16 protein-coding genes, 2 pseudogenes and 1 riboswitch are annotated in these 19,917 nt (G+C 40.2%); of the genes and pseudogenes, 16 read left to right on the forward strand and 2 right to left on the reverse strand.

Features of this window, described 5'->3' with window-relative positions:
* Window positions 1-786: 786 nt before the first annotated feature.
* The 12 genes from C509_RS0116630 (at window position 787) to guaA (C509_RS0116690) (ending at window position 13,863) form a co-directional block, all read left to right on the forward strand.
* A complete protein-coding gene (locus C509_RS0116630) occupies window positions 787-1,140 on the forward strand; it encodes a DMT family transporter (protein ID WP_018708066.1) in 354 nt (117 codons plus the stop codon).
* A 1-nt stretch (window position 1,141) separates the two neighbouring features.
* Window positions 1,142-1,456: a DMT family transporter gene (locus tag C509_RS0116635; protein WP_018708067.1), complete on the forward strand. Its 315-nt coding sequence runs from the start codon at window positions 1,142-1,144 to the stop codon at window positions 1,454-1,456.
* Between the two features lie 33 nt (window positions 1,457-1,489).
* A complete protein-coding gene (locus tag C509_RS0116640) occupies window positions 1,490-2,155 on the forward strand; it encodes a DNA alkylation repair protein (RefSeq protein WP_018708068.1) in 666 nt (221 codons plus the stop codon).
* A gap of 27 nt (window positions 2,156-2,182) precedes the next feature.
* The gene (locus C509_RS0116645) at window positions 2,183-2,731 is read left to right on the forward strand and encodes a cysteine hydrolase family protein (protein WP_018708069.1); all 549 of its coding nucleotides are present in this window, start codon (window positions 2,183-2,185) and stop codon (window positions 2,729-2,731) included.
* Window positions 2,732-2,749: 18 nt separating this feature from the next.
* Entirely contained in the window at window positions 2,750-4,216 is a 1,467-nt protein-coding gene (locus C509_RS0116650) for a nicotinate phosphoribosyltransferase (protein ID WP_018708070.1), read from the forward strand.
* A 29-nt stretch (window positions 4,217-4,245) separates the two neighbouring features.
* Window positions 4,246-5,070 carry an ammonia-dependent NAD(+) synthetase gene (gene nadE / locus C509_RS0116655; protein ID WP_018708071.1) on the forward strand — a complete coding sequence of 275 codons (825 nt, stop codon included), beginning with the start codon at window positions 4,246-4,248 and terminating at the stop codon, window positions 5,068-5,070.
* Between the two features lie 132 nt (window positions 5,071-5,202).
* On the forward strand, window positions 5,203-6,159 hold the full coding sequence (locus C509_RS0116660) for an AAA family ATPase (RefSeq protein ID WP_026319922.1): 957 nt from the start codon (window positions 5,203-5,205) through the stop codon (window positions 6,157-6,159).
* Window positions 6,160-6,161: 2 nt separating this feature from the next.
* Window positions 6,162-7,370, forward strand: coding sequence for a DUF58 domain-containing protein (locus tag C509_RS0116665; RefSeq protein ID WP_018708073.1), 1,209 nt, complete (start codon window positions 6,162-6,164; stop codon window positions 7,368-7,370).
* 419 nt (window positions 7,371-7,789) lie between these two features.
* A complete protein-coding gene (locus C509_RS0116670) occupies window positions 7,790-9,553 on the forward strand; it encodes a DUF4129 domain-containing transglutaminase family protein (RefSeq protein WP_169509229.1) in 1,764 nt (587 codons plus the stop codon).
* Window positions 9,554-9,630: 77 nt separating this feature from the next.
* On the forward strand, window positions 9,631-10,245 hold the full coding sequence (guaA, locus tag C509_RS0116675; RefSeq protein ID WP_018708075.1) for a glutamine-hydrolyzing GMP synthase: 615 nt from the start codon (window positions 9,631-9,633) through the stop codon (window positions 10,243-10,245).
* A gap of 140 nt (window positions 10,246-10,385) precedes the next feature.
* Window positions 10,386-10,487, forward strand: a riboswitch (purine riboswitch).
* Between the two features lie 236 nt (window positions 10,488-10,723).
* The gene (locus C509_RS0116685) at window positions 10,724-12,058 is read left to right on the forward strand and encodes an NCS2 family permease (RefSeq protein WP_018708077.1); all 1,335 of its coding nucleotides are present in this window, start codon (window positions 10,724-10,726) and stop codon (window positions 12,056-12,058) included.
* A 251-nt stretch (window positions 12,059-12,309) separates the two neighbouring features.
* Window positions 12,310-13,863, forward strand: a complete 1,554-nt coding sequence (gene guaA, locus C509_RS0116690; protein WP_018708078.1) for a glutamine-hydrolyzing GMP synthase — start codon at window positions 12,310-12,312, stop codon at window positions 13,861-13,863.
* Between the two features lie 73 nt (window positions 13,864-13,936).
* Here the strand turns inward: guaA (C509_RS0116690) and C509_RS0116695 are convergent.
* Window positions 13,937-14,214 (reverse strand): annotated as a pseudogene (locus C509_RS0116695) (tyrosine-type recombinase/integrase); the annotation flags it as partial.
* A gap of 393 nt (window positions 14,215-14,607) precedes the next feature.
* Window positions 14,608-15,498 (reverse strand): class A beta-lactamase, encoded by an 891-nt coding sequence (gene bla / locus C509_RS0116700; protein WP_373315373.1) that lies wholly within the window; start codon window positions 15,496-15,498, stop codon window positions 14,608-14,610.
* A gap of 927 nt (window positions 15,499-16,425) precedes the next feature.
* Between bla and C509_RS0116705 the strand changes: the two genes are divergently transcribed.
* The 4 genes and pseudogenes from C509_RS0116705 to C509_RS24135 all read left to right on the forward strand — a co-directional run bounded on the left by C509_RS0116705 (window position 16,426) and on the right by C509_RS24135 (window position 19,676).
* Window positions 16,426-16,776, forward strand: coding sequence for a PadR family transcriptional regulator (locus C509_RS0116705; protein WP_018708081.1), 351 nt, complete (start codon window positions 16,426-16,428; stop codon window positions 16,774-16,776).
* Window positions 16,763-17,776, forward strand: a complete 1,014-nt coding sequence (locus C509_RS0116710; protein WP_018708082.1) for an HAAS signaling domain-containing protein — start codon at window positions 16,763-16,765, stop codon at window positions 17,774-17,776. Before C509_RS0116705 ends, C509_RS0116710 begins: the two co-directional genes overlap by 14 nt.
* Before the next feature lie 393 nt (window positions 17,777-18,169).
* Window positions 18,170-18,298, forward strand: a pseudogene (locus tag C509_RS27375) (VOC family protein); the annotation flags it as partial.
* A gap of 439 nt (window positions 18,299-18,737) precedes the next feature.
* The gene (locus C509_RS24135; RefSeq protein ID WP_018708084.1) at window positions 18,738-19,676 is read left to right on the forward strand and encodes a phytoene desaturase family protein; all 939 of its coding nucleotides are present in this window, start codon (window positions 18,738-18,740) and stop codon (window positions 19,674-19,676) included.
* The last annotated feature ends 241 nt before the right edge of the window (window positions 19,677-19,917 follow it).

The following is a 19,917-nucleotide window of genomic DNA, read 5'->3' on the forward strand; positions in this document are numbered from 1 at the left end:
TAAGTAAAATCTGAAACACGGCAGGAAAAGTGGAACAGAGCTTTTCGAAGAAAGACCAGCCCAATCAGGATAACCGATCAACAATCCACAGTGATACCTAATCGGCAAAAATTTCATTTAAAAAGTGTTCATTGATTCATTTTTCAGCCTGTCCCTAACCCGACTAGCTATTTCGCATTAAAGAAAGTGCGGGCATGGAATAATGATCAGTGACAGACCCATAACTACAAGGAAGTATTAACGTTGAAAGTGAAAGTGGATAAGGAAAACTGTTATCATTTTTCCTTCATCAAGTTTGTAAGAAAACGAATCAGTTTAACTGCTTTTCCACATATCGATCATGCATCAGTTTTCCTCTCTAACTTATACTCCTATATCTCATCTAACCCGGTTTTAACATTTAAAACTCCAGTAGGCTGAATTTGAGGACTGTCCTCTCTCCTGCATCTTTTAATTCAAAGTGGGGGTCTCCGGAATTTGCAGCTGCTTTTCTTGTGATTCTTCTTTACGACGGGCTTTTTCTTTGTAAGAAGAAAAGAGTTATCTATACATTTTGTATGTGTCAATCTAGTGCCGGATACCATCAGTCCAAAGAAAAAAATTGCTGGTCGCTTTCGAAATGCGTTATCGGGAACCAGCATATTGGCCCGTACTAAAAAGGAGATATACCAACAGCCCCTCCAAGTCAGCATTTTCTCTCCATTTTACATATTGTGCATAACATAACAAAGCCGTGTCTTCTGTGATAATATAATAATTGGGAGTAAATAATGAAAGGGGAAGAAAATGGCCTGGACGTATGTGCTGTTTGCCGCAATTGTAGAGGTGTTCTGGGTGATTGGTCTGCGATATTCCGAAACATTACCGGAGTGGCTCGGAACCACCGTTGCAATCATACTTAGTTTCTTTTTTATTATCAAGGCATGTGAAAAATTACCTTCTGGGACCGTTTACGCTGTATTTACGGGTTCCGGGGCAGCAGTGATTGTCCTCATTGATTTTTTGTTTTTCGGAGCTGACTTTTCTTTATCTAAAGTGTTTTTTATTGCTCTTATTATCGTTGGTGTAGTGGGAATTAAAATAACAACGGACGGTCAGGTAGAATCAAAGACCAATACTCCATCAGCGGAGGGAAAATAAAATGGCTTGGCTATTTCTTGTCATTGCAAGTTTCGGAGAAATATTTGGCGTCATGGCCATTAATATTTACAATGAAAGAAAGTCGTTTTTCTGGCTTCTCATCATGATATTGACCTTCGGCTTCGGCTTTTATTTTTTATCATTGGCAATGAAGGAGATACAGCTTGGAACCGCGTATGCCATTTGGACTGGGCTTGGCGCTGCGGGTGCTGTTTTGATGGGCATTTTGTTTTTTAAGGAGCCTGCGAGTTGGAAGCGTATGCTGTTTCTCTCCTTTATTATAGCAGGAGCGGTAGGCTTGAAAGTCCTGGAATAACAATCAGGGAGACAAAATGATGGGTGATAAAAAATGTTCTCTTCATTTTTGAGGCAAATGGAAGAATGCCGTAATCCGGAAAATGCTGCAGCTATGAAAAAATATATGAAAAATCTTTTTCCGTTTATTGGAATAAAGGCGCCGGAGCGCAAAAAGCTGTCGAAGTCTTTCATCCAAGAGCTTTGTGCGGTTGAAGACTTTGAACCGTATGTTTTAAACTTGTGGGAGATGCCTGAAAGAGAGTATCAATACGTTGCGGTTGATTTTCTTGTGAAAATGAAAAAGCACCTGGATGAAAGTCATGTTGATTTGCTTGAAAATTTAATCCTTACAAAATCATGGTGGGATACAGTGGATCCGATTGCCTCGCAATTAGTCGGAGCGGTATTTTCGAAAAGTCCGGAATTGGTTCAAAGTAGAGGAACAGATTGGGGAAACTCTGAAAATATCTGGCTCCAAAGGTCGATGATCCTCTTTCAACTGAAATATAAGGAAAAGACCGACAAGGAATTATTATTTTCTATTATCGAACGGACAAAGCATACTGAAGAATTTTTCATTCAAAAAGCAATTGGCTGGGCTTTGAGGGAATATTCGAAGACAAATCCGGCTGAAGTTGTCCGGTTCATTGAATCCCGAAGTTTATCGAACTTGGCGAGAAAAGAAGGCTTAAAGCATTTACAAAAAGTCGGCCTGTGAAAAAATCTGAATATGGAGGTTTCAATCATGAAAAAAGCTTTGGTGAATGTCGACTATACTTATGATTTTGTGGCGGAAGATGGAAAGCTCACATGCGGGAAGCCAGGACAGGATATTGAGCAGGCGATTGTCGGGCTGTCGAAACAATTTTTGGAAGCTGGCGACTTTGTCGTATTTGCTGTTGATAAACACATTGAGGGTGACAAGCTGCACCCGGAAACAAAACTCTTCCCTCCACATAACATAGCAGGCACATCAGGGCGCGATTTTTACGGGTCCCTGAAAGATTTATATGAGCGACATAAAGATGACTCGAATGTACATTATATGGATAAAACGAGGTACAGCGCTTTTGCAGGAACAGATCTTGAAATTAAATTGCGTGAACGAGGGGTAGAAGAGGTGCATATTTGCGGCGTCTGCACAGATATTTGTGTGCTGCACACGGCCGTGGATGCCTATAATAAGGGCTTTAAAATCGTCATTCATCAAGATGCTGTGGCAAGCTTCAATGAAGCGGGCCATGAATGGGCATTGTCCCATTTTACCCACACGCTTGGTGCGGAGGTCGTTTAGTAGAGGAGTGGACAACAAATGAAATATCATCATCCGGATGACAGCTTAATGCTTCATACCGATTTATATCAAATTAACATGGCCAAAACATACTGGCAGGACGGGGTGCATGACCGTAAAACGGTGTTCGACTTGTATTTCAGGAAGCTTCCCTTCAAAAACGGGTATGCTATATTTGCGGGGCTTGAAAAAGCCATCCATTATTTAAGCGAGTTTCGATTTACGGACAGTGATCTCAAATATTTGCGTGAAGAATTGGAATATGACAACGGATTTATAGACTATCTTGCAGACATGCGATTTACCGGAACGGTCCGTTCAATGCGTGAAGGTGAAATTGTTTTTGGCAATGAACCGATCATGCAGATAGAAGCGCCGCTTGCTGAAGCCCAGCTTATTGAAACAGCGCTTTTAAACATAGTCAATTATCAGACTTTGATAGCGACAAAAGCATCTCGAATCAGAGAGGTTGTCGGTGACGGAGCCGCCCTTGAATTCGGAACAAGGCGTGCCCAGGAGATGGACGCTGCATTGTGGGGAACCAGGGCTGCCTATATCGGTGGCTTCGATGCAACGAGCAATGTCAGGGCAGGAAAACTGTTCGGGATGCCTGTCGCTGGTACACACGCCCATTCTCTTGTACAGGCTTATAAAGATGATTACACTTCATTCAAAAAGTATGCGGAGAGCCACTATGATTGCGTTTTTCTAGTTGATACATACGACACATTGAGGTCAGGCGTACCGGCTGCCATCAAAGTGGCTAAAGAAATGGGAGATCGGATCAATTTTGCTGGTATCAGGATCGACAGCGGAGACATGGCATTTTTGTCAAAAGAAGCGAGAAAGATGTTGGATGAGGCAGGTTACCATGACACGAAAATTGTAGCGTCAAGTGATTTGGATGAGTACACCATCTTTCACCTGAAAGCGCAGGGAGCAAAGATCGACTCCTGGGGCGTCGGGACAAAGCTGATTACCGCCTATGACCAGCCTGCTCTTGGTGCCGTATATAAAATCGTTGCGATTCAGGATGAACATGGTGAGTGGCAGGATACAATCAAGATTTCCGGAAATGCAGAAAAAGTTACAACACCGGGCCGTAAAAAGGTTTACAGGATCATTAATAGGTTAAATCATAAATCAGAGGGTGACTATATCACTTTATGGGATGAAAATCCCCAGGAAGAAAAAAGGCTAAAAATGTTTCACCCAGTCCATACATTCATCAGCAAGTTTGTTACAAATTTCGAAGCGAAAAATCTGCTTCATGATATATTTGTGGACGGCGAACTGGTTTACGAACTTCCTGAACTTGAGCAGATCAAATCGTATGCCGTTAAGAGTCTCAATGTGTTGTGGGATGAATATCGGCGTATGCTTAATCCGGAAGAATATCCGGTCGATCTAAGCCAAAAGTGCTGGGACAATAAAATGAAGAATATTGAAGCGGTCAAAGAAAAGACTGATGAGTTGAAAAAGTAGATTGGGCTCTTGAAGGAGGAAATCCCATCATGGATTTACAGCAGAAAATCATTGGCGAGCTGAAAGTGAAGCCGTCAATCGATCCTAAGGAGGAAATCCGCATAAGTGTGGATTTTCTCAAGGAATACATGGAGGCACATGATTTTTTTAACGGATTTGTACTTGGCATCTCAGGCGGGCAAGACTCCACTCTGGTTGGGAAGCTTGCTCAAATAGCAGTAGATGAATTGAACAAATCACATGGTACGAATAAGTATACATTCATCGCTGTCAGGCTTCCCTACGGCAAGCAAAGGGACTCGAAAGATGTGGATGATGCCCTGAAGTTCATCCAGCCTTCCCTCACGTACGAAGTGAATATTAAACCAGCGGTTGATGCAAGTGTTGCTTCTCTTGAAAAAGCAGGAGTGAAGATTTCTGATTTTACAAAAGGGAACGAAAAGGCCCGCGAACGAATGAAAGCCCAATACAGCATTGCTGCTATGAACGGGTGTGTCGTATTGGGGACAGATCATGCAGCTGAGGCTTTAACAGGCTTTTTCACAAAATACGGCGACGGTGCATCTGATGTAGTTCCGATTTTCAGATTGAATAAAAGGCAAGGGCGAAAGCTGCTTCAGGAACTGGGATGCCCCGAGCATTTATATAAGAAAGTACCTACAGCAGATTTGGAGGACGACCGCCCGATGCTGGCAGATGAAGTGGCTCTAGGAGTCACTTATGAGGATATTGATGACTATCTAGAAGGAAAGCAGGTTTCAGAAACAGCAAAAAATACAATTGAAGCTTTATACCGGAAATCGGAACATAAGCGGCACTTGCCTGTCAGTGTGTTCGATGATTTCTGGAAGTGAAATGTTAAGTGAACGGGAATTTGCTTTGAGCGTTATTCTTGTTCACTTTCTCTGGGCTATCTTGAATTGAAAAATAATTTTGAGAGTTTCAAAGAATGTTTGCAGGAAAAAATTGAGCGGCAGGTGAATAATGTGACGGTCGAGATCACTCAGCAGCAAATCAAAAAGATTATCCAAAATATCGAAAAGGTCATGATCGGAAAGAACGAAGTGGCAAGGCTCTGCATTGTCGCCTTATTGGCAGAAGGCCATGTGCTTCTGGAAGATGTACCGGGCGTGGGTAAGACGATGATGGTCAAAGCTTTGTCAAAATCTGTGAATGCTGAGTTCAAGCGGATTCAATTTACTCCGGATCTTTTGCCATCAGACGTAGTCGGGGTTTCCATCTATAATCCAAAAGAAATGGAATTCACATTCCGCCCCGGGCCTATCATGGGGAATATTATTTTAGCGGATGAAATCAATAGGACATCGCCAAAGACCCAGTCAGCTCTGTTGGAAGCAATGGAAGAGCATAGTGTAACGATTGATGGGGTCACCTTGGACATGGAGAAGCCTTTTTTTGTGATGGCTACTCAAAATCCGATTGAGTATGAAGGAACTTATCCTCTTCCCGAAGCGCAGTTGGACCGTTTTTTATTAAAGCTTGAAATGGGTTATCCTACCGTGGAAGAAGAAGTCGAAATGTTGACACTAAGCCAAAAGGCATCTCCAATTGATGAACTTCAGCCGATGATTTCCCTGGATGACTTAAGGAGCCTCCAGGATCATGTAAAAGATGTTTTTGTCGAGGAAGCGATGAAGCAGTATATTGTCGAGCTGGCGAATAAAACAAGAATGCATCAGCAGGTTCAGCTTGGTGCAAGTCCGCGGGCAGCCATTGCTTTGCTGAAAGCCTCCAAGGCATTGGCGTTCATATCAGGCCGCGATTTCGTTCTCCCAGACGATGTTCAATACTTGGCACCTTTTGTTTTTTGTCATCGCCTTATCTTAAAATCAGAATCGAAATATCAGGGAATCACTGCGGATGAAATAATGGAGAACATACTTTCAAGTGTTCATGTTCCAGTGAAAAGGGCAGTGAAATAAAAATGCTGGCGGTTCTGTCCAAATTAAAAAAGGTAAAAGCCATTCTCTCTTTTGTAACTGTCTTCATCTTGCTTGCCTCAGCTTTCGCCTACGCTATGTTTCAAGGCGGTTTCGTCAGTTGGTTCTTATTTTACAGTTTTTTGCCATTTGCATTGTATTCCATACTCCTCTTCTTTTACCCGATGAATTTCCAGGTGGAAAGATCCATCTCCCCGCGAATGTACAATGCCGGAGATGACATTGAAGTAAATTTAACTTTAATAAGGAAGTTTCCATTCCCTCTTCTATTTCTTTTAATAGAAGATGTTATGTTGGATTCTCTAAATCAAAAAGAAATAAAGCGGGTGTTTTTCCCAGGATTTAAAAAGCATTTCAAGGTGACGTATACAATCAGAAATGCTGCTCGTGGAGAGCACAATTTCCAATATATCAGGCTAAAAACGGGTGATGCACTCGGACTTCTTTCGAAAGGAAAGAGAATACCCTGCAAACAAGCCATACTTGTCTATCCCCCATATGAAGATATTACCTACAAATCATTTCGCAATTTGCTAGATCATGGAGAGGGAGTATCGGTTTCAGCATCGCGCAATAGCACCTCCTTGGTTGGTGGGATTCGGGAATATGAACCGGGTGACCGATTTTCTTGGATAGATTGGAAAGCGTCCGCAAGATCGAATCAAATAATGACAAAGGAATTTGAAGCGAGTGAGTCTAATGATTTTTTTATCGTATTAGATACGATTCCTGCAAAAAACTTTGAGGGGCTCGTTAGTTTTGCTGCATCCGCTACAAGGAATATCGTCAGGAACGGAGGTAAAATAGGAATTTTGATAGGTGGAAAAGAGCGGGTGCTGATCCCGCCCCGCAGCGGTGTAGGCCAGGAAGAGGCCATATTTTATCAGTTGGCAAAAGTGAGGGAAGATGACTCGGTTGGATTGGAAGATCACTTAGAGGACCAGATATTGGCCGGGCAATACACTGTTTTTGTTGTTACTTCCAAACTGTCCAAAGAATTGGTTGATGGTGCGGCAAAAATGTTCAATAAGAAAAGACGGGTGATTATTTGTCTTATTAAGGCAAGAGGACAAAAATTGACTTCGGAGGAAACAGCTCTAAAGGCGATAGCGGCAGGGAATGGACCAATTGTCCACTCTTTTGATGAGCAAAATTTCCGTATGGCCTTTGCGGGGGTGAAAAAGGCACGTTGAATAGAAGTAAATTATTCTCATTTGTCCTTTATTCTCTCGGTTTTATGTTGCTTTGGGAATGGCTTTTACCACTTGAGCAAATTACAAAGACAACTGAAGTCCAATATTTTATATTTTTTGTTATTTTTTCATTGCTCCTTAATTTCTTTCATTGCCCTTGGTATATCACATGGCCGGTAAAAGGAATTTTTATCTTTTATTCCCTTTTTGCCATTTTTTCTGACGGTCTCGGATTGTTTCCCTGGGTTTTCCAGATGTTTGAGTCGGTTAAGGTTAATACTGTAAAGGTTTTGTCAAGGGACTGGCTTAATCTATCTTCATCATACAGAAGCCTGCTTTTTTTTCTGTTGCTTTGGCAAATTACCTATTTGCTGAGGTATTGGTTGACGGTCAAAAGGAAAATATTTGCATTTTATCTTATGACCGTTTTTTATATTACCTTACTGGATACCTTTACAGAATATAATGGGGAGCGAGCTATTGTCCGTACTGTCATTACCGGGTTCATTCTTTTAAGCTTGCTGTCTTTCAAAAGAATGCTTGAGAAGGAACAAATAGATGGACAGGGGTTTCTGCTGAAACGCTGGATGGTCCCATTGGTTTTCATGATCTCCTTTGGGGTGGCAATCGGTTACTTGTCGCCGAAAGCTGCATCAATCTGGCCAGATCCCGTCCCGTTTATTGAGTCGAAGGCTGAAAATGTGGGCAGGGGCGGGATTTCAAAAATCGGCTATGGGATGGACGATACTCACTTAGGCGGACCTTTTATTAATGATGACCGAGTCGTTTTTACTGTGTCAACCCCGACAAGACAATACTGGAAGATTGAAACGAAAGATGTATATACCGGAAAAGGGTGGGTTGCTTCCAATCAGGCGGGAGTGGAACCGGAAGTAATCCAGTATGGCGAGGAACGGAAGATTGATGAGAGCTCATCGAGCAATGATCCTGTACGGGAAGCAATGTTTAACTTTGACATCGTATATCCGCATGTTGTCAGGCCCTATGGGTTTTTATTTATGGAAAACGAAGGTACAGGCTTTCTTCGCTATGATATGCGATTAGATAAACTTACCTCTTACACTGGCGATTACACTGGCGATTTTAAAGAGGTGCGGTTATCCAAGTATACAATTAAATACCGGCTTGCATCTTATAGTTTGAAGGATTTACGGGGAACAAAAGGCATGATGGATGAATCGGATTTTTCAACCCTTCAAAAACAGTATACCCAATTGCCGGAGACTCTTCCGGAGCGTGTCCGGAATCTTGCTGTCGAACTGACTGCCGAATACGATAACTGGTATGATAAGGCCAAAGCGATTGAAAAGTATTTTCAGACAGGTGGATTTTCGTACGACCAAACTCGGGTGGCAGTTCCAGCGGGAGATGAAGATTATGTTGATCAATTCCTTTTTGATACAAAAAGAGGGTATTGCGATAACTTTTCCACGTCGATGGTTGTCATGCTGCGGTCATTGGATATCCCTGCAAGATGGGCGAAAGGATATGCTCCAGGCCAGTACAAAGGAAGGGGCGAAAATGAAAATCGAATTTATGAAATAACAAACAATGAGGCGCACTCATGGGTCGAAGTATTTTTTCCTTCATTGGGATGGGTGCCATTTGAACCGACAAAAGGATTTAACAATCCTGTAAATGTAATCAATGATGAAGAGAAAAGTTCATTTACCGCACCAGTTGCCCGTCAGGATTCCGAGGAAACTTCTGAAAATCAGCCAGTAGAGAAGGAAGAGAAAAAAATAACGTCCGTGAACATGAAGGATAAAAAAGCAAAGGCAGCCAAACTCAATGAATATTGGGTGGCAATTGGTCTTGGAATCATTTTTATCAGTATAATTGTTGTTGGATTACTGATAAGCAGGAATCGCTGGATTCCCCGACTATTAATATGGAAATATAACAAAAGACCAGCAGATGAAACATTTGCCTCAGCATACGAAGCATTACTTAAACGGCTGGACAGATTAGGGTTAAAAAGAGAACCCGGACAGACGCTGCGAAGTTATGCAACTTATATTGACAGCCATTTTGATACGACTGACATGAGCCTTTTGACAGAGCGGTACGAAAAATTTGTCTACGGCGGTGATGAAGATGCTGTCAATTGGGAATATAGCAGAGAGGTATGGGGAAATTTAATCAAGAAAACAAAAATTTAACATGAAATCAATACTTCCTTCCAGAGCGTTTTTGAACACATATGTTTGATAAAAATATTATTGACGGAGGTTCTGGAATGACTGAAAACAATGAAATCAGACAAGAGATGATCGTTGTTCTCGATTTCGGCGATCCATTCGATCAGCTCATCGTTCGGAGAATTCGCGAGTTGGGGGTCAATAGCAAGCTTCTGCACCCGAGAACGGCGAGTACAGATGAAATCAAAAAGTTAAATCCGAAAGGGATTATTTTATCCGGAGGCCCGAGGCATGTCCATTCAGACAATGCTATTTCGCTTAATAAGGAAATATTTAACCTTAGGATTCCTATTTTGGGCATCTGTTATGGCATGCAGCTGATAGCAGCCCAATTCGATGGAAAGGTCGAAAGAAGAGAAAAGCGCACGTATGGCCAAGACACTATTCAAATCAAGGACGGAGGCCCCGAACTATTCAAAGGAATCCCTGAAAAATTAGACGTCTGGATGAGCTTTGGTGATAGTTTGAAGGGAATTCCTGCAGGTTTTGTCATTGATGCGGAAAGCGAAAAGGTTCCGGTTGCAGCGATCAGTAATACGGCCAGCAAGTTTTATGGCATCCAGTTTCATCCGGAAGCAGAACAATCGGAGTATGGGACTGAAATACTTAAAAACTTTGTCTTTGGTTTGTGCCATTGTAATGAACAATCATAAAGTATTTTATGGTTACAGTCGGGGTGAAAAGTACTATGCGCATTATGAGGCGGAAGCTTTGCTCTAAAGAGTATTCACACTCCATTGAATAGGAACAAAGTATTGACCGGTTGTAACAATGCTGATAAAGTAGAATAAAACAGAAATTTGTCGTTTTATATCGTATAATCGTGGGGATATGGCCCACAAGTTTCTACCAGGCTGCCGTAAATAGCTTGACTACGAGATAAAAAACGGGGATTATTTTATTTTTGTGTAATCCCTTATTTTATAAGTTATCTATCTCAGTCAACGCCTTGAGCCGTAGTCGCTTAAGGCGTTTTTCTGTTTTCTGAAAGGGGGGCGAGAGGATATATTGACCGGGCTGGTACAACATAACTTTGAAGGTTTTCAAAGGGATGATGAAAAAAGCTCATTTAATGATAATGATTATATTATGCAGGTTTGACGATCAGACCTCATCTTGGAGGAAAAACTATTGAGGAATTATTTTAGGTTTGATGAATTAGGCACAAACTATCGCAGAGAGACCATCGGCGGAATCACAACGTTTTTATCCATGGCTTATATTCTTATTTTGAATCCAATTACCTTATCCCTTGAAACCGTAAAAGATCTTCCTGATGCTTTGAGGATGGACCACGGATCAGTTTTTGTTGCAACAGCTTTGGCTGCTGCTCTTGGTACACTTCTGATGGGGCTTATTGCAAAATATCCGATTGCTCTTGCTCCGGGAATGGGATTAAATGCATTTTTTGCCTATACCGTCATTTTAACAATGGGGATTCCATGGCAAACGGCTTTAACCGGCGTACTATTTTCAGGAATTATATTTATATGCTTAACACTAACTGGTATCCGGGAAAAACTGATCAATTCGATCCCACCTGAATTAAAAATAGCAGTCGGATCAGGAATCGGGCTATTCATCACATTTGTTGGATTGCAAAATGCAGGCCTGATTGTGAATGATGATGCCGTTCTTGTTGGTCTCGGAAACTTAAGAGACGGAAATGTCATCTTGGCGGTTGTTGGAATTGCTATTACGGTGATTTTAATGACGAGAGGCGTCAAAGGCGGTATTTTCTTCGGGATTTTAATTACCGGCATCATTGGTATGGTTGCAGGGGTTGTACCTAAACCTGATGCGATTGTTGGTTCCGTACCAAGTATTGCTCCTACTTTCGGGGTTGCATTGGAACCGATTTTTAGTACGCCGGCTGAGGTATTTACACTTCAAATGCTAGTTGTTGTATTGACATTCTTATTTGTTGATTTCTTTGATACAGCAGGTACGCTTGTAGCCGTTGCGCAGCAGGCCGGATTAATGAAAGGCAATACGCTTCCACGTGCCGGCAAAGCATTGTTGGCTGACTCTACAGCAACAGTGGCGGGCGCCATTTTGGGAACTTCAACTACAACTTCTTATGTTGAATCAACTGCAGGGGTGGCTGCAGGTGCAAGAACAGGTTTTGCTAATATCGTTACAGCGATTTTATTCTTGCTTTCCCTGTTTTTCTATCCATTGTTAGGTGTCATCACCGCATCTGTCACTGCACCAGCGCTGATCATCGTCGGGGTATTGATGGTGTCTGGGATTGGTGGAATTAACTGGAAGAGATTTGAAATTGCTGTTCCGGCATTTTTTACAATTGTTTCCATGCCATTGACTTATTCCATTGCTACCGGTATCGGAATTGGCTTTATCTTTTATCCAATTACAATGATCGTTAAAGGAAAAGCGAAAGAAATTCACCCAATAATGTATTTCTTTTTCGTGATCTTCGTTCTTTACTTCATATTTATAAAATAATATCGCTGCAGCTTGCAGAGTAAGGCCTCTTTACTCTGCAAGCTTTTTTGAATGAAGTAATTTAATGGAAAATTAAATCATAATGACAACAGGTTGACCATGAAGAAAAACGAGTATAAAATGAAAAAAATTGACTATCATAGGAACCAATCTTGATAATAACCTTTTAAGACAAGAAATCATGATATGATATTTGTAGAAGTGCTCCGCTTATGTTCATGGTGGAGTTTTGAGATATGGAGGGTACCTACATGCCAGGAAAAACAGAACTGCAAAATCAAGAAATGATTATGGTATTAGACTTCGGAAGTCAATATAATCAGTTGATAACTCGAAGAATCCGGGAATTCGGTGTTTACAGTGAGCTTCATCCGCACACTGTTACCATTGAAGAGATTGAAGCCATTAAACCAGCGGGAATTATTTTATCCGGTGGACCAAATAGTGTGTATGGAGAAAATGCTTTTCGTGCTGACGAGAAAATCTTTGAATTGGGAATTCCTATTCTTGGGATCTGCTACGGAATGCAACTAATGACGATGCATTTTGGAGGCATTGTCGAAAGAGCGAAGGGAAGGGAATACGGAAAAGCTTCCATTGAAGTAAGAGAAGGCGCTGACCTTTTTAAAGGCCTTCCTGCAGAGCAAGTGGCATGGATGAGCCATGGTGATTTGGTCAAACAAGCACCTGAAGGTTTTGTTGTGGATGCTGTTAGTGCTTCCTGCCCGATTGCTGCGATCAGTAATGAAGAGAAAAAGTTATTCGGAGTTCAATTCCATCCGGAAGTCCAACACTCTCAATATGGCAATGACCTGTTGAAAAATTTTGTTTTTGATGCGTGCGGCTGTAAAGGCGAGTGGACAATGGGCAGTTTCATTGATGTTGAAATGGAAAAAATCCGACAAGAGGTCGGAGATAAGAAAGTTTTATGTGCACTAAGCGGCGGTGTGGATTCCTCCGTTGTAGCGGTTCTTATTCACAAAGCAATCGGTGACCAGTTAACCTGTATTTTTGTCGATCACGGTTTACTTAGAAAAGGCGAAGCCGACAGCGTCATGAAAACGTTCCGTGAAGGCTTCCACATGAATGTCATCAAAGTGGATGCGAAAGACCGCTTTTTATCTAAATTAAAAGGTGTGTCTGATCCAGAGCAAAAAAGAAAAATTATCGGAAACGAATTTATCTACGTCTTTGACGATGAAGCGGCAAAACTGGAAGGCATTGAATTCCTTGCTCAAGGAACCCTTTATACGGATATTATTGAAAGTGGAACAGCGACTGCACAAACTATTAAGTCTCACCATAATGTCGGCGGATTGCCGGAAGATATGGAATTTAAATTAATTGAGCCTTTAAACACATTATTTAAGGATGAAGTAAGAGCACTTGGTACAGAACTGGGAATCCCTGATGAAATCGTATGGCGCCAGCCATTTCCTGGGCCTGGTCTTGGAATCAGAGTTCTTGGAGAAATTACAGACGACAAGCTCGAAATCGTTCGAGAATCCGATTATATTTTACGTGAAGAAATTAAAAAAGCTGGTCTCGATAGAGAAATTTGGCAATATTTTACAGTGCTTCCTGATATTCGAAGCGTCGGTGTAATGGGTGATGCTCGCACATATGATCATACCATTGGAATCAGAGCTGTTACTTCCATTGATGGAATGACTTCCGATTGGGCGCGTATACCATGGGAAGTTCTTGAAAAGATCTCCACCCGGATCGTTAATGAAGTGGAGCATGTCAACAGAGTGGTATACGATATTACAAGTAAGCCGCCTGCGACGATTGAGTGGGAATAGGTAGAAGGAGAGTCGGAAACCCTTTGTTCATAAGGGTTTCGGCTCTTTTCTTTATTTTCATTGCATTAATTTTTTAAAAATCTTTACGTAGGTAATGAGCAGTGAATTGATTCTTAGGAGAAGTATCTTTATTTTCAGTAGATGTTTGATACGAGAGAATACCTTCTAGTTTTTGAACTACTTCAAAGTTACTATTAGGATACAGTTGCCCATAGATGACGAGTGTCGTTTCAATAATTTCATGTTCTAAAAGATCTTCGATGATCAACGGATTTTACCCATACTAATAAGCAGAGAAGCGTGAGAATGTCTTAAAGCATGCAATCTGATTTGATGAACTACAGCCTTTTTGAATAGCTTGTAATGGCACGCATCTATATTCCTTTTTTTCAATTGAGCACATAAATATTCCTTTATACGAACCTAAGTGAAACAGGGAATGTATGAAGTTCGAATTCTCCGTTTTAAGTGAATGTCCCCCTAGAAAGTTTATATGTACCTATCCTAACGGGCCTCAATAGACGGTAAAGGGAAAAGATATCCCAAATAATGCTAATATGCTGCAGCTAAAATCAAGGATTTTTTAACAGGTGTAGCATCAGGAAAATGCTTTTCCTGACGCTATCCCACCTATAAAACTTTTAACAACTTTGCTCATTTCTTTATGACAGGTTCAATATAACCTCATATGAGCAACGCATATCCAAAAACGCTTCAATCTTCCAGCTTCTTGTTAAAAACTAATCAGTCTCTCATTCCCTTTATTGCGTTCAGTGCGATCTCAGCAGCCTGCGAGATCAGCGTATCGTCATACTCAGCATCCTCCGTATTATGTCTAGACAGAATCGCAATGACAATTGGTTCTCTGTTTGGCGGCCAAACAATGGCAACGTCATTCCTTGTTCCATAACCTCCGGCACCGCTCTTATCACCAACCTCCCAGCCTTCAGGTGCGCCTGCACGAATTAGTGTATCTCCTGTAGCATTGCCTTTTAGCCAATCCGTGAACAATTCTTGTTTATCGTCGGTAAGTAAGTCGCTGACTGCGAAAGCCTGAAGACTGGTGGCAAGAGCTCTCGGTGTGCTGGTGTCACGAGTATCTTCCGGGGTGAAATTATTTAAATCTGGTTCAAAGCGATCCGCCTTGGTAACATTATCACCTATTTCTCTTAAGGCTTGTTCAAATCCTTTAGGACCTCCCAATGCTTCATATAATAGGTTTCCTGCGGTGTTATCACTGAAACGGACCGCCGCCTCACTTAATTCCAAAAGGGTCATCCCGGTATCCACATGTTTCTCTGTAATTGGAGAATAGGTAACCAAGTCATCCTCGGTGTAAGTAATAACTTCCTGGAGCTCTTCCAAAGAGTTTTGCTGAAGCAAGATGGCTGCGGCTAAAGCTTTGTAAGTAGATGCAAAAGCGAAGCGCTCTTCAGGTCTATATTCAATGGTCTGATTCGAGCCCGTATCAATTGCATAGACACCAATTCGAGCGTCAAACTCATTCTCGAGTTGGGTAAACTTTTCATCTATATTTGCTGTTTGTCCTACTTCATTTTCCTCTTTAGACAGAGCATTAGTCGGATTGTCTTTATCCATGCAAGCAGTAAGTGTCATCACTGCGACCAACAACATAAGCAATGTAAAATGGTGCATGCAAGATTTGCATTTATATGTTTTTGTCAAATTCATAACCTCTTTCTAGTTTTTATCTATCCAAAATATAACTGGTTTCTTTTACCTAGCAATGATAAATGTGCACTGTTTTCACTAATTGCTAATAAAAAATATGAATTTGTTAGCTGGTTGCTGTGTCATTACTTACAGCAACCATCCAAAATTACTGATGTAGCCACATAATACCTAATATTTCCCTCCTTTAATCATCAGACTACAACTATAGTCAAATACTACAATTGTAGTATTTTAATGTCAATCCCTTAAACTAAAATAATTCCACACTCTTTCTGTCAGAAAAAGATCATAAAGTCCATCATGCTCTAAGGCTATTAGTTTCAATCCTTTATACCAAAAATTGATAAACTAGTAATGAAGTGTTAAACTTCGAGTACTATAAAGAGTTATAAAACTACAAAAGGATAGGGAAAATAGAAAACAAATTAGTGATCACTTATAAGGAAGTAAAGAACTTAAAAGATATTTGCATTAATATATTTAATGAGCTATTGAACAGTGCTTTCAGCAATACCTTAAAGCTTTTTATTGAATCTCAAAGCATTATTGCAGGGAACAATTTATACCAAATCGACCTAAACAAATCAAAATGCTTCATTAATATAGGATGTAAATTATTAAGAAACCCAGCCACATTGTGATGGCTGGGTTTTTAACGTTGGGTGTGCAAATTATCTAATTACCTCTCAAAGTAACAGGAATAACTGGAATTTATTTGCCGAATCTTGCCTAGCGTATATTGCTGCCAAATATTTATTAGTAACGCCCATTTTTGGAAAAACGCTTGATTTTACTTTATACAATAGTGTATTATGCACAGTATAAACAATAATGTACATCATACAGTATAAAGGAGAAGGGAATTGAATGGAGCAAATAATCGATTCACTTTCAACTGAATTAAGAAGGGGAAATTTAACGCTTGCAGTTTTAAGTCAACTGCGAACGCCGCAATATGGATATTCACTTGTGCAATTGCTCGCAGAACTTGGTGTGGTAATCGAGCAAAGCACACTTTATCCTCTGCTAAGGAGGTTAGAAAAACAAAAGCTAGTGACAAGTTATTGGGATACGTCCAGTACAAGGCCACGCAAATATTACGAATTAAGTCGTGATGGCGAAGTCGTTTTTCAGCAAATAAAAGCGGAATGGATGAAAAACACAAGAAAACTTTATGAAGTCCTAAAAGAGGAGAATGATGAACATGAATTTAATTAAGCTCTACATTCAGGAGGTCACCCGGAGGCTGCCGGATAAAACCCGAAATGATATTGCGTTGGAATTAGAGTCAACGATTTATGATATGTTGCCTGAGGATTATTCGGAAGAGGACGTTCACCGGGTGCTTGAAACATTAGGCAATCCTGCTGTCCTAGCTAGTAAATATAATGATAAACCGATGCATTTGATCGGTCCGAAGTACTATGATGCGTATATTACATTACTGAAATTAGTCCTGCCCATAGCGGCCATTATTTCGTTTATTGCAATTGTAGCTGTGAAAGTTTTTAGCCCAGTTGATGATGGCGCCGTTTTAGAAACCATGCTTTCTATTATGGGGCAAGGGATTGGGAATACCTTCAATGTGTTGATTCATACATTTTTTTGGTTTACTGTCACCTTTGTCATTGCTGAACGTGTAGATGGGATCAAGGATAATTCCCCTGTATCCTCAGGTTTCAAACCATGGTCACCTGAGGATTTAAAGCATAGTATCTACGTTCCCAAGTATAAGAAGATCAAAAGCTTTGAATTGTCTTGTGGTTTAGTATGGACGGCAATGTGGGGAACGACTTATTTTTATGCCAATCATTTACTGGGGATTTATGAGAATGGCGAAAATGGTCTGCGAATGGTAACGCCAGCGTTTAATCAAGATGTACTTCTATCCTTTTGGCCATTAATCGTTTTGTTGATTGGAGCAGAAATTGCCTTGGCTATTTACAAACTAATTAATAAACAATGGACATATAAATTAGCGACATTTTTTTCGATTCATCAAATTGCATCGCTTGTCATCTTGGTCATCATTTTAACGCACGCCAATCTTTTTACTCCAGAATTTCTTAATCAAATGGGCGATATTTTTACAGCGACTCCAACAAGGATTGAGAACAGCCTCATTTGGGGGACGATCACGATTTTTGTAGCGTTTGCAGGTTGGGGAATTTTTGATGTGTATAAAAGGGCAACTATAAAAACAGGCATAAATAAATAGAAACTGAACTATTTATTCCGTCAAATGTTTTTTAGCATTCCATTTACCTGTTTAAAGTGTTTGAAATGTTCTTTAAATTTGGTTGATAGTATTAAAGGAAGATTGATTAGTGTGATGAACTATAATTTAAAAGTAAGATTGATTCGCTTGAGGTTAAGCCATGTTAGATTATAATTTTTAGAGAGTGTTTTTTGTTTATCGGGATATTCTTGGATTCGAAGCTATTTGGGGAAATGAAGAATCCCGATATGCTGAATTTAAGGCAGGAGAAGCAGGTATAGGTTTATTCGACTGAACAGCTATGGCTAAAACAATCGATACAGAACCATTATCTCCAGACATTAATTCTAGGATCCATATTAGTTGAAAGTGTAATATAATACTTTTCATTCTCTTAAAAAACAGGGAATAAATTTTATTAATGAAGCACATAACCAAGTTGAATGGAGAATTAAAGTGGTTCATTTCAGAGATCCAGATAACAACTTAGTTGAAATTTATGAGCCAATCGAAAGCGACTAAGGGAAATTGAGATTGCAAAGAATTAGACTTAACTAGTGGATGTGTAAAGTTTCATAAAATATAAGCCTTACAGTTATTCCATAAAACCAGCTAATAGTTTGTCAACATTTTTCAATAATGTTATTTATTTTTTTATCGTCTACCTAAGTGGGACATATATCACTTATTTTTCAATATGGATTCTTCTTATTTATCGTAAAATAAGGGGGTAAAAGGGATTTTTGTCCAAACTTTATTTCAAATTTACAACTTGAAGAAGTGAAATAAGGATGATTTTTATTAATTGGACTGAAGCAATTCTTTATATTGAAAAACAAGGTTGACAAATAAATCCTCTTATTTCTCAACTATCCTAATTTTAAATCATTCATATTGGCTGTCACAAAATCCTTTCCTCAATCGTTTTGATTACAGAACAATATCTAGGAGGGATTTTTTTATGTTTAAATATGATGTTGCGATCGTTGGTGGAGGATTGGCTGGGCTGACAGCAGCTAATTTTCTGGTAAAGGAAGGAAAAAAGGTCGTTGTTTTGGAAAAGTCGAATCGTCTCGGTGGCAGGGCAATGACGAATGATAAAAATGGAATCCTTATGAATTTGGGAACGCATGGACTGTATCTTTCAGGAGAAACCATGACGATTTTAACTGAACTTGGATTATCCATTCCGGGTGGAAATGCTTCAAAGTCTGTTCAAATTCATGGCATTCTTAATAAGTCAGTTCAAGTCATTCCAACGGATTTTTCATCAATTATGTCATCTTCTCTCTTATCATGGAAATCTAAGTTTGTGTTCGGAAAATTAATGTTAAATTTAATGAAATTAAATGTTGATTCTATTCCAGAGGTTAGCCTTACGGAGTGGGCTGATGCGGAAATAAGCGATCCGATGGTAAGGCATATTTTTTATTCAATCTGCAGATTGACGACATATACTAATGCACCGACCTTACAGCTTGCAAAGCCAGTATTGAAGCAAGTGCAACGTTCTTTGAAGGGTGGAGTTTTGTATGTTGATGGAGGTTGGGGAACGATAGTAGAGAAACTTAGGCAGCAGGCAATTGCCGCAGGAGTTGAAATATTTCCGAGTAAAAATGTCGTAAAGATTGAGCATTATGGGGACTATCAAAGTATACTCTGTTCAGATGGAACAGTCTTTAATGTAACTGATTGTATCGTTGCGGCTCCTCCTAAAGAAGCCGTGAAAATGATTAAAGATGCAGAACACACTTCATTAGGTCTATGGAATAAACAGGCGATTCCTATCACGGCAAGCTGTATTGATTTAGGGTTGAAAAAATTACCTACTTCACGACACCAATTTGCAATCGGTCTTGATCAATCGTTATTTTTTGTTTATGGCACACTAGAAATGTAGGAAACGGCAGCTAATTTATGTACATAAAAAAGGCCACTTGCCAACATCCGAAAAAATACATACACTCCTGTTTGGGCATATCTTTACAGGAGGTAGTATAGGAGATGTTAGCAATGGCTGAAGTTAATTATATCAGATACGAAACGAATACAAAAGGTCGCAGCTATGCAGAAGTAGCACGGCAGATGGGGGTAGATCGGCGGACGGTGAAAAAGTATTCCGACATGGAAGATTTCAATCC

Origin of the sequence: Siminovitchia fordii DSM 16014 = CIP 108821, from assembly GCF_000374565.1 — a bacterium.
In the GTDB taxonomy this organism is placed as follows: domain Bacteria; phylum Bacillota; class Bacilli; order Bacillales; family Bacillaceae_C; genus Siminovitchia; species Siminovitchia fordii.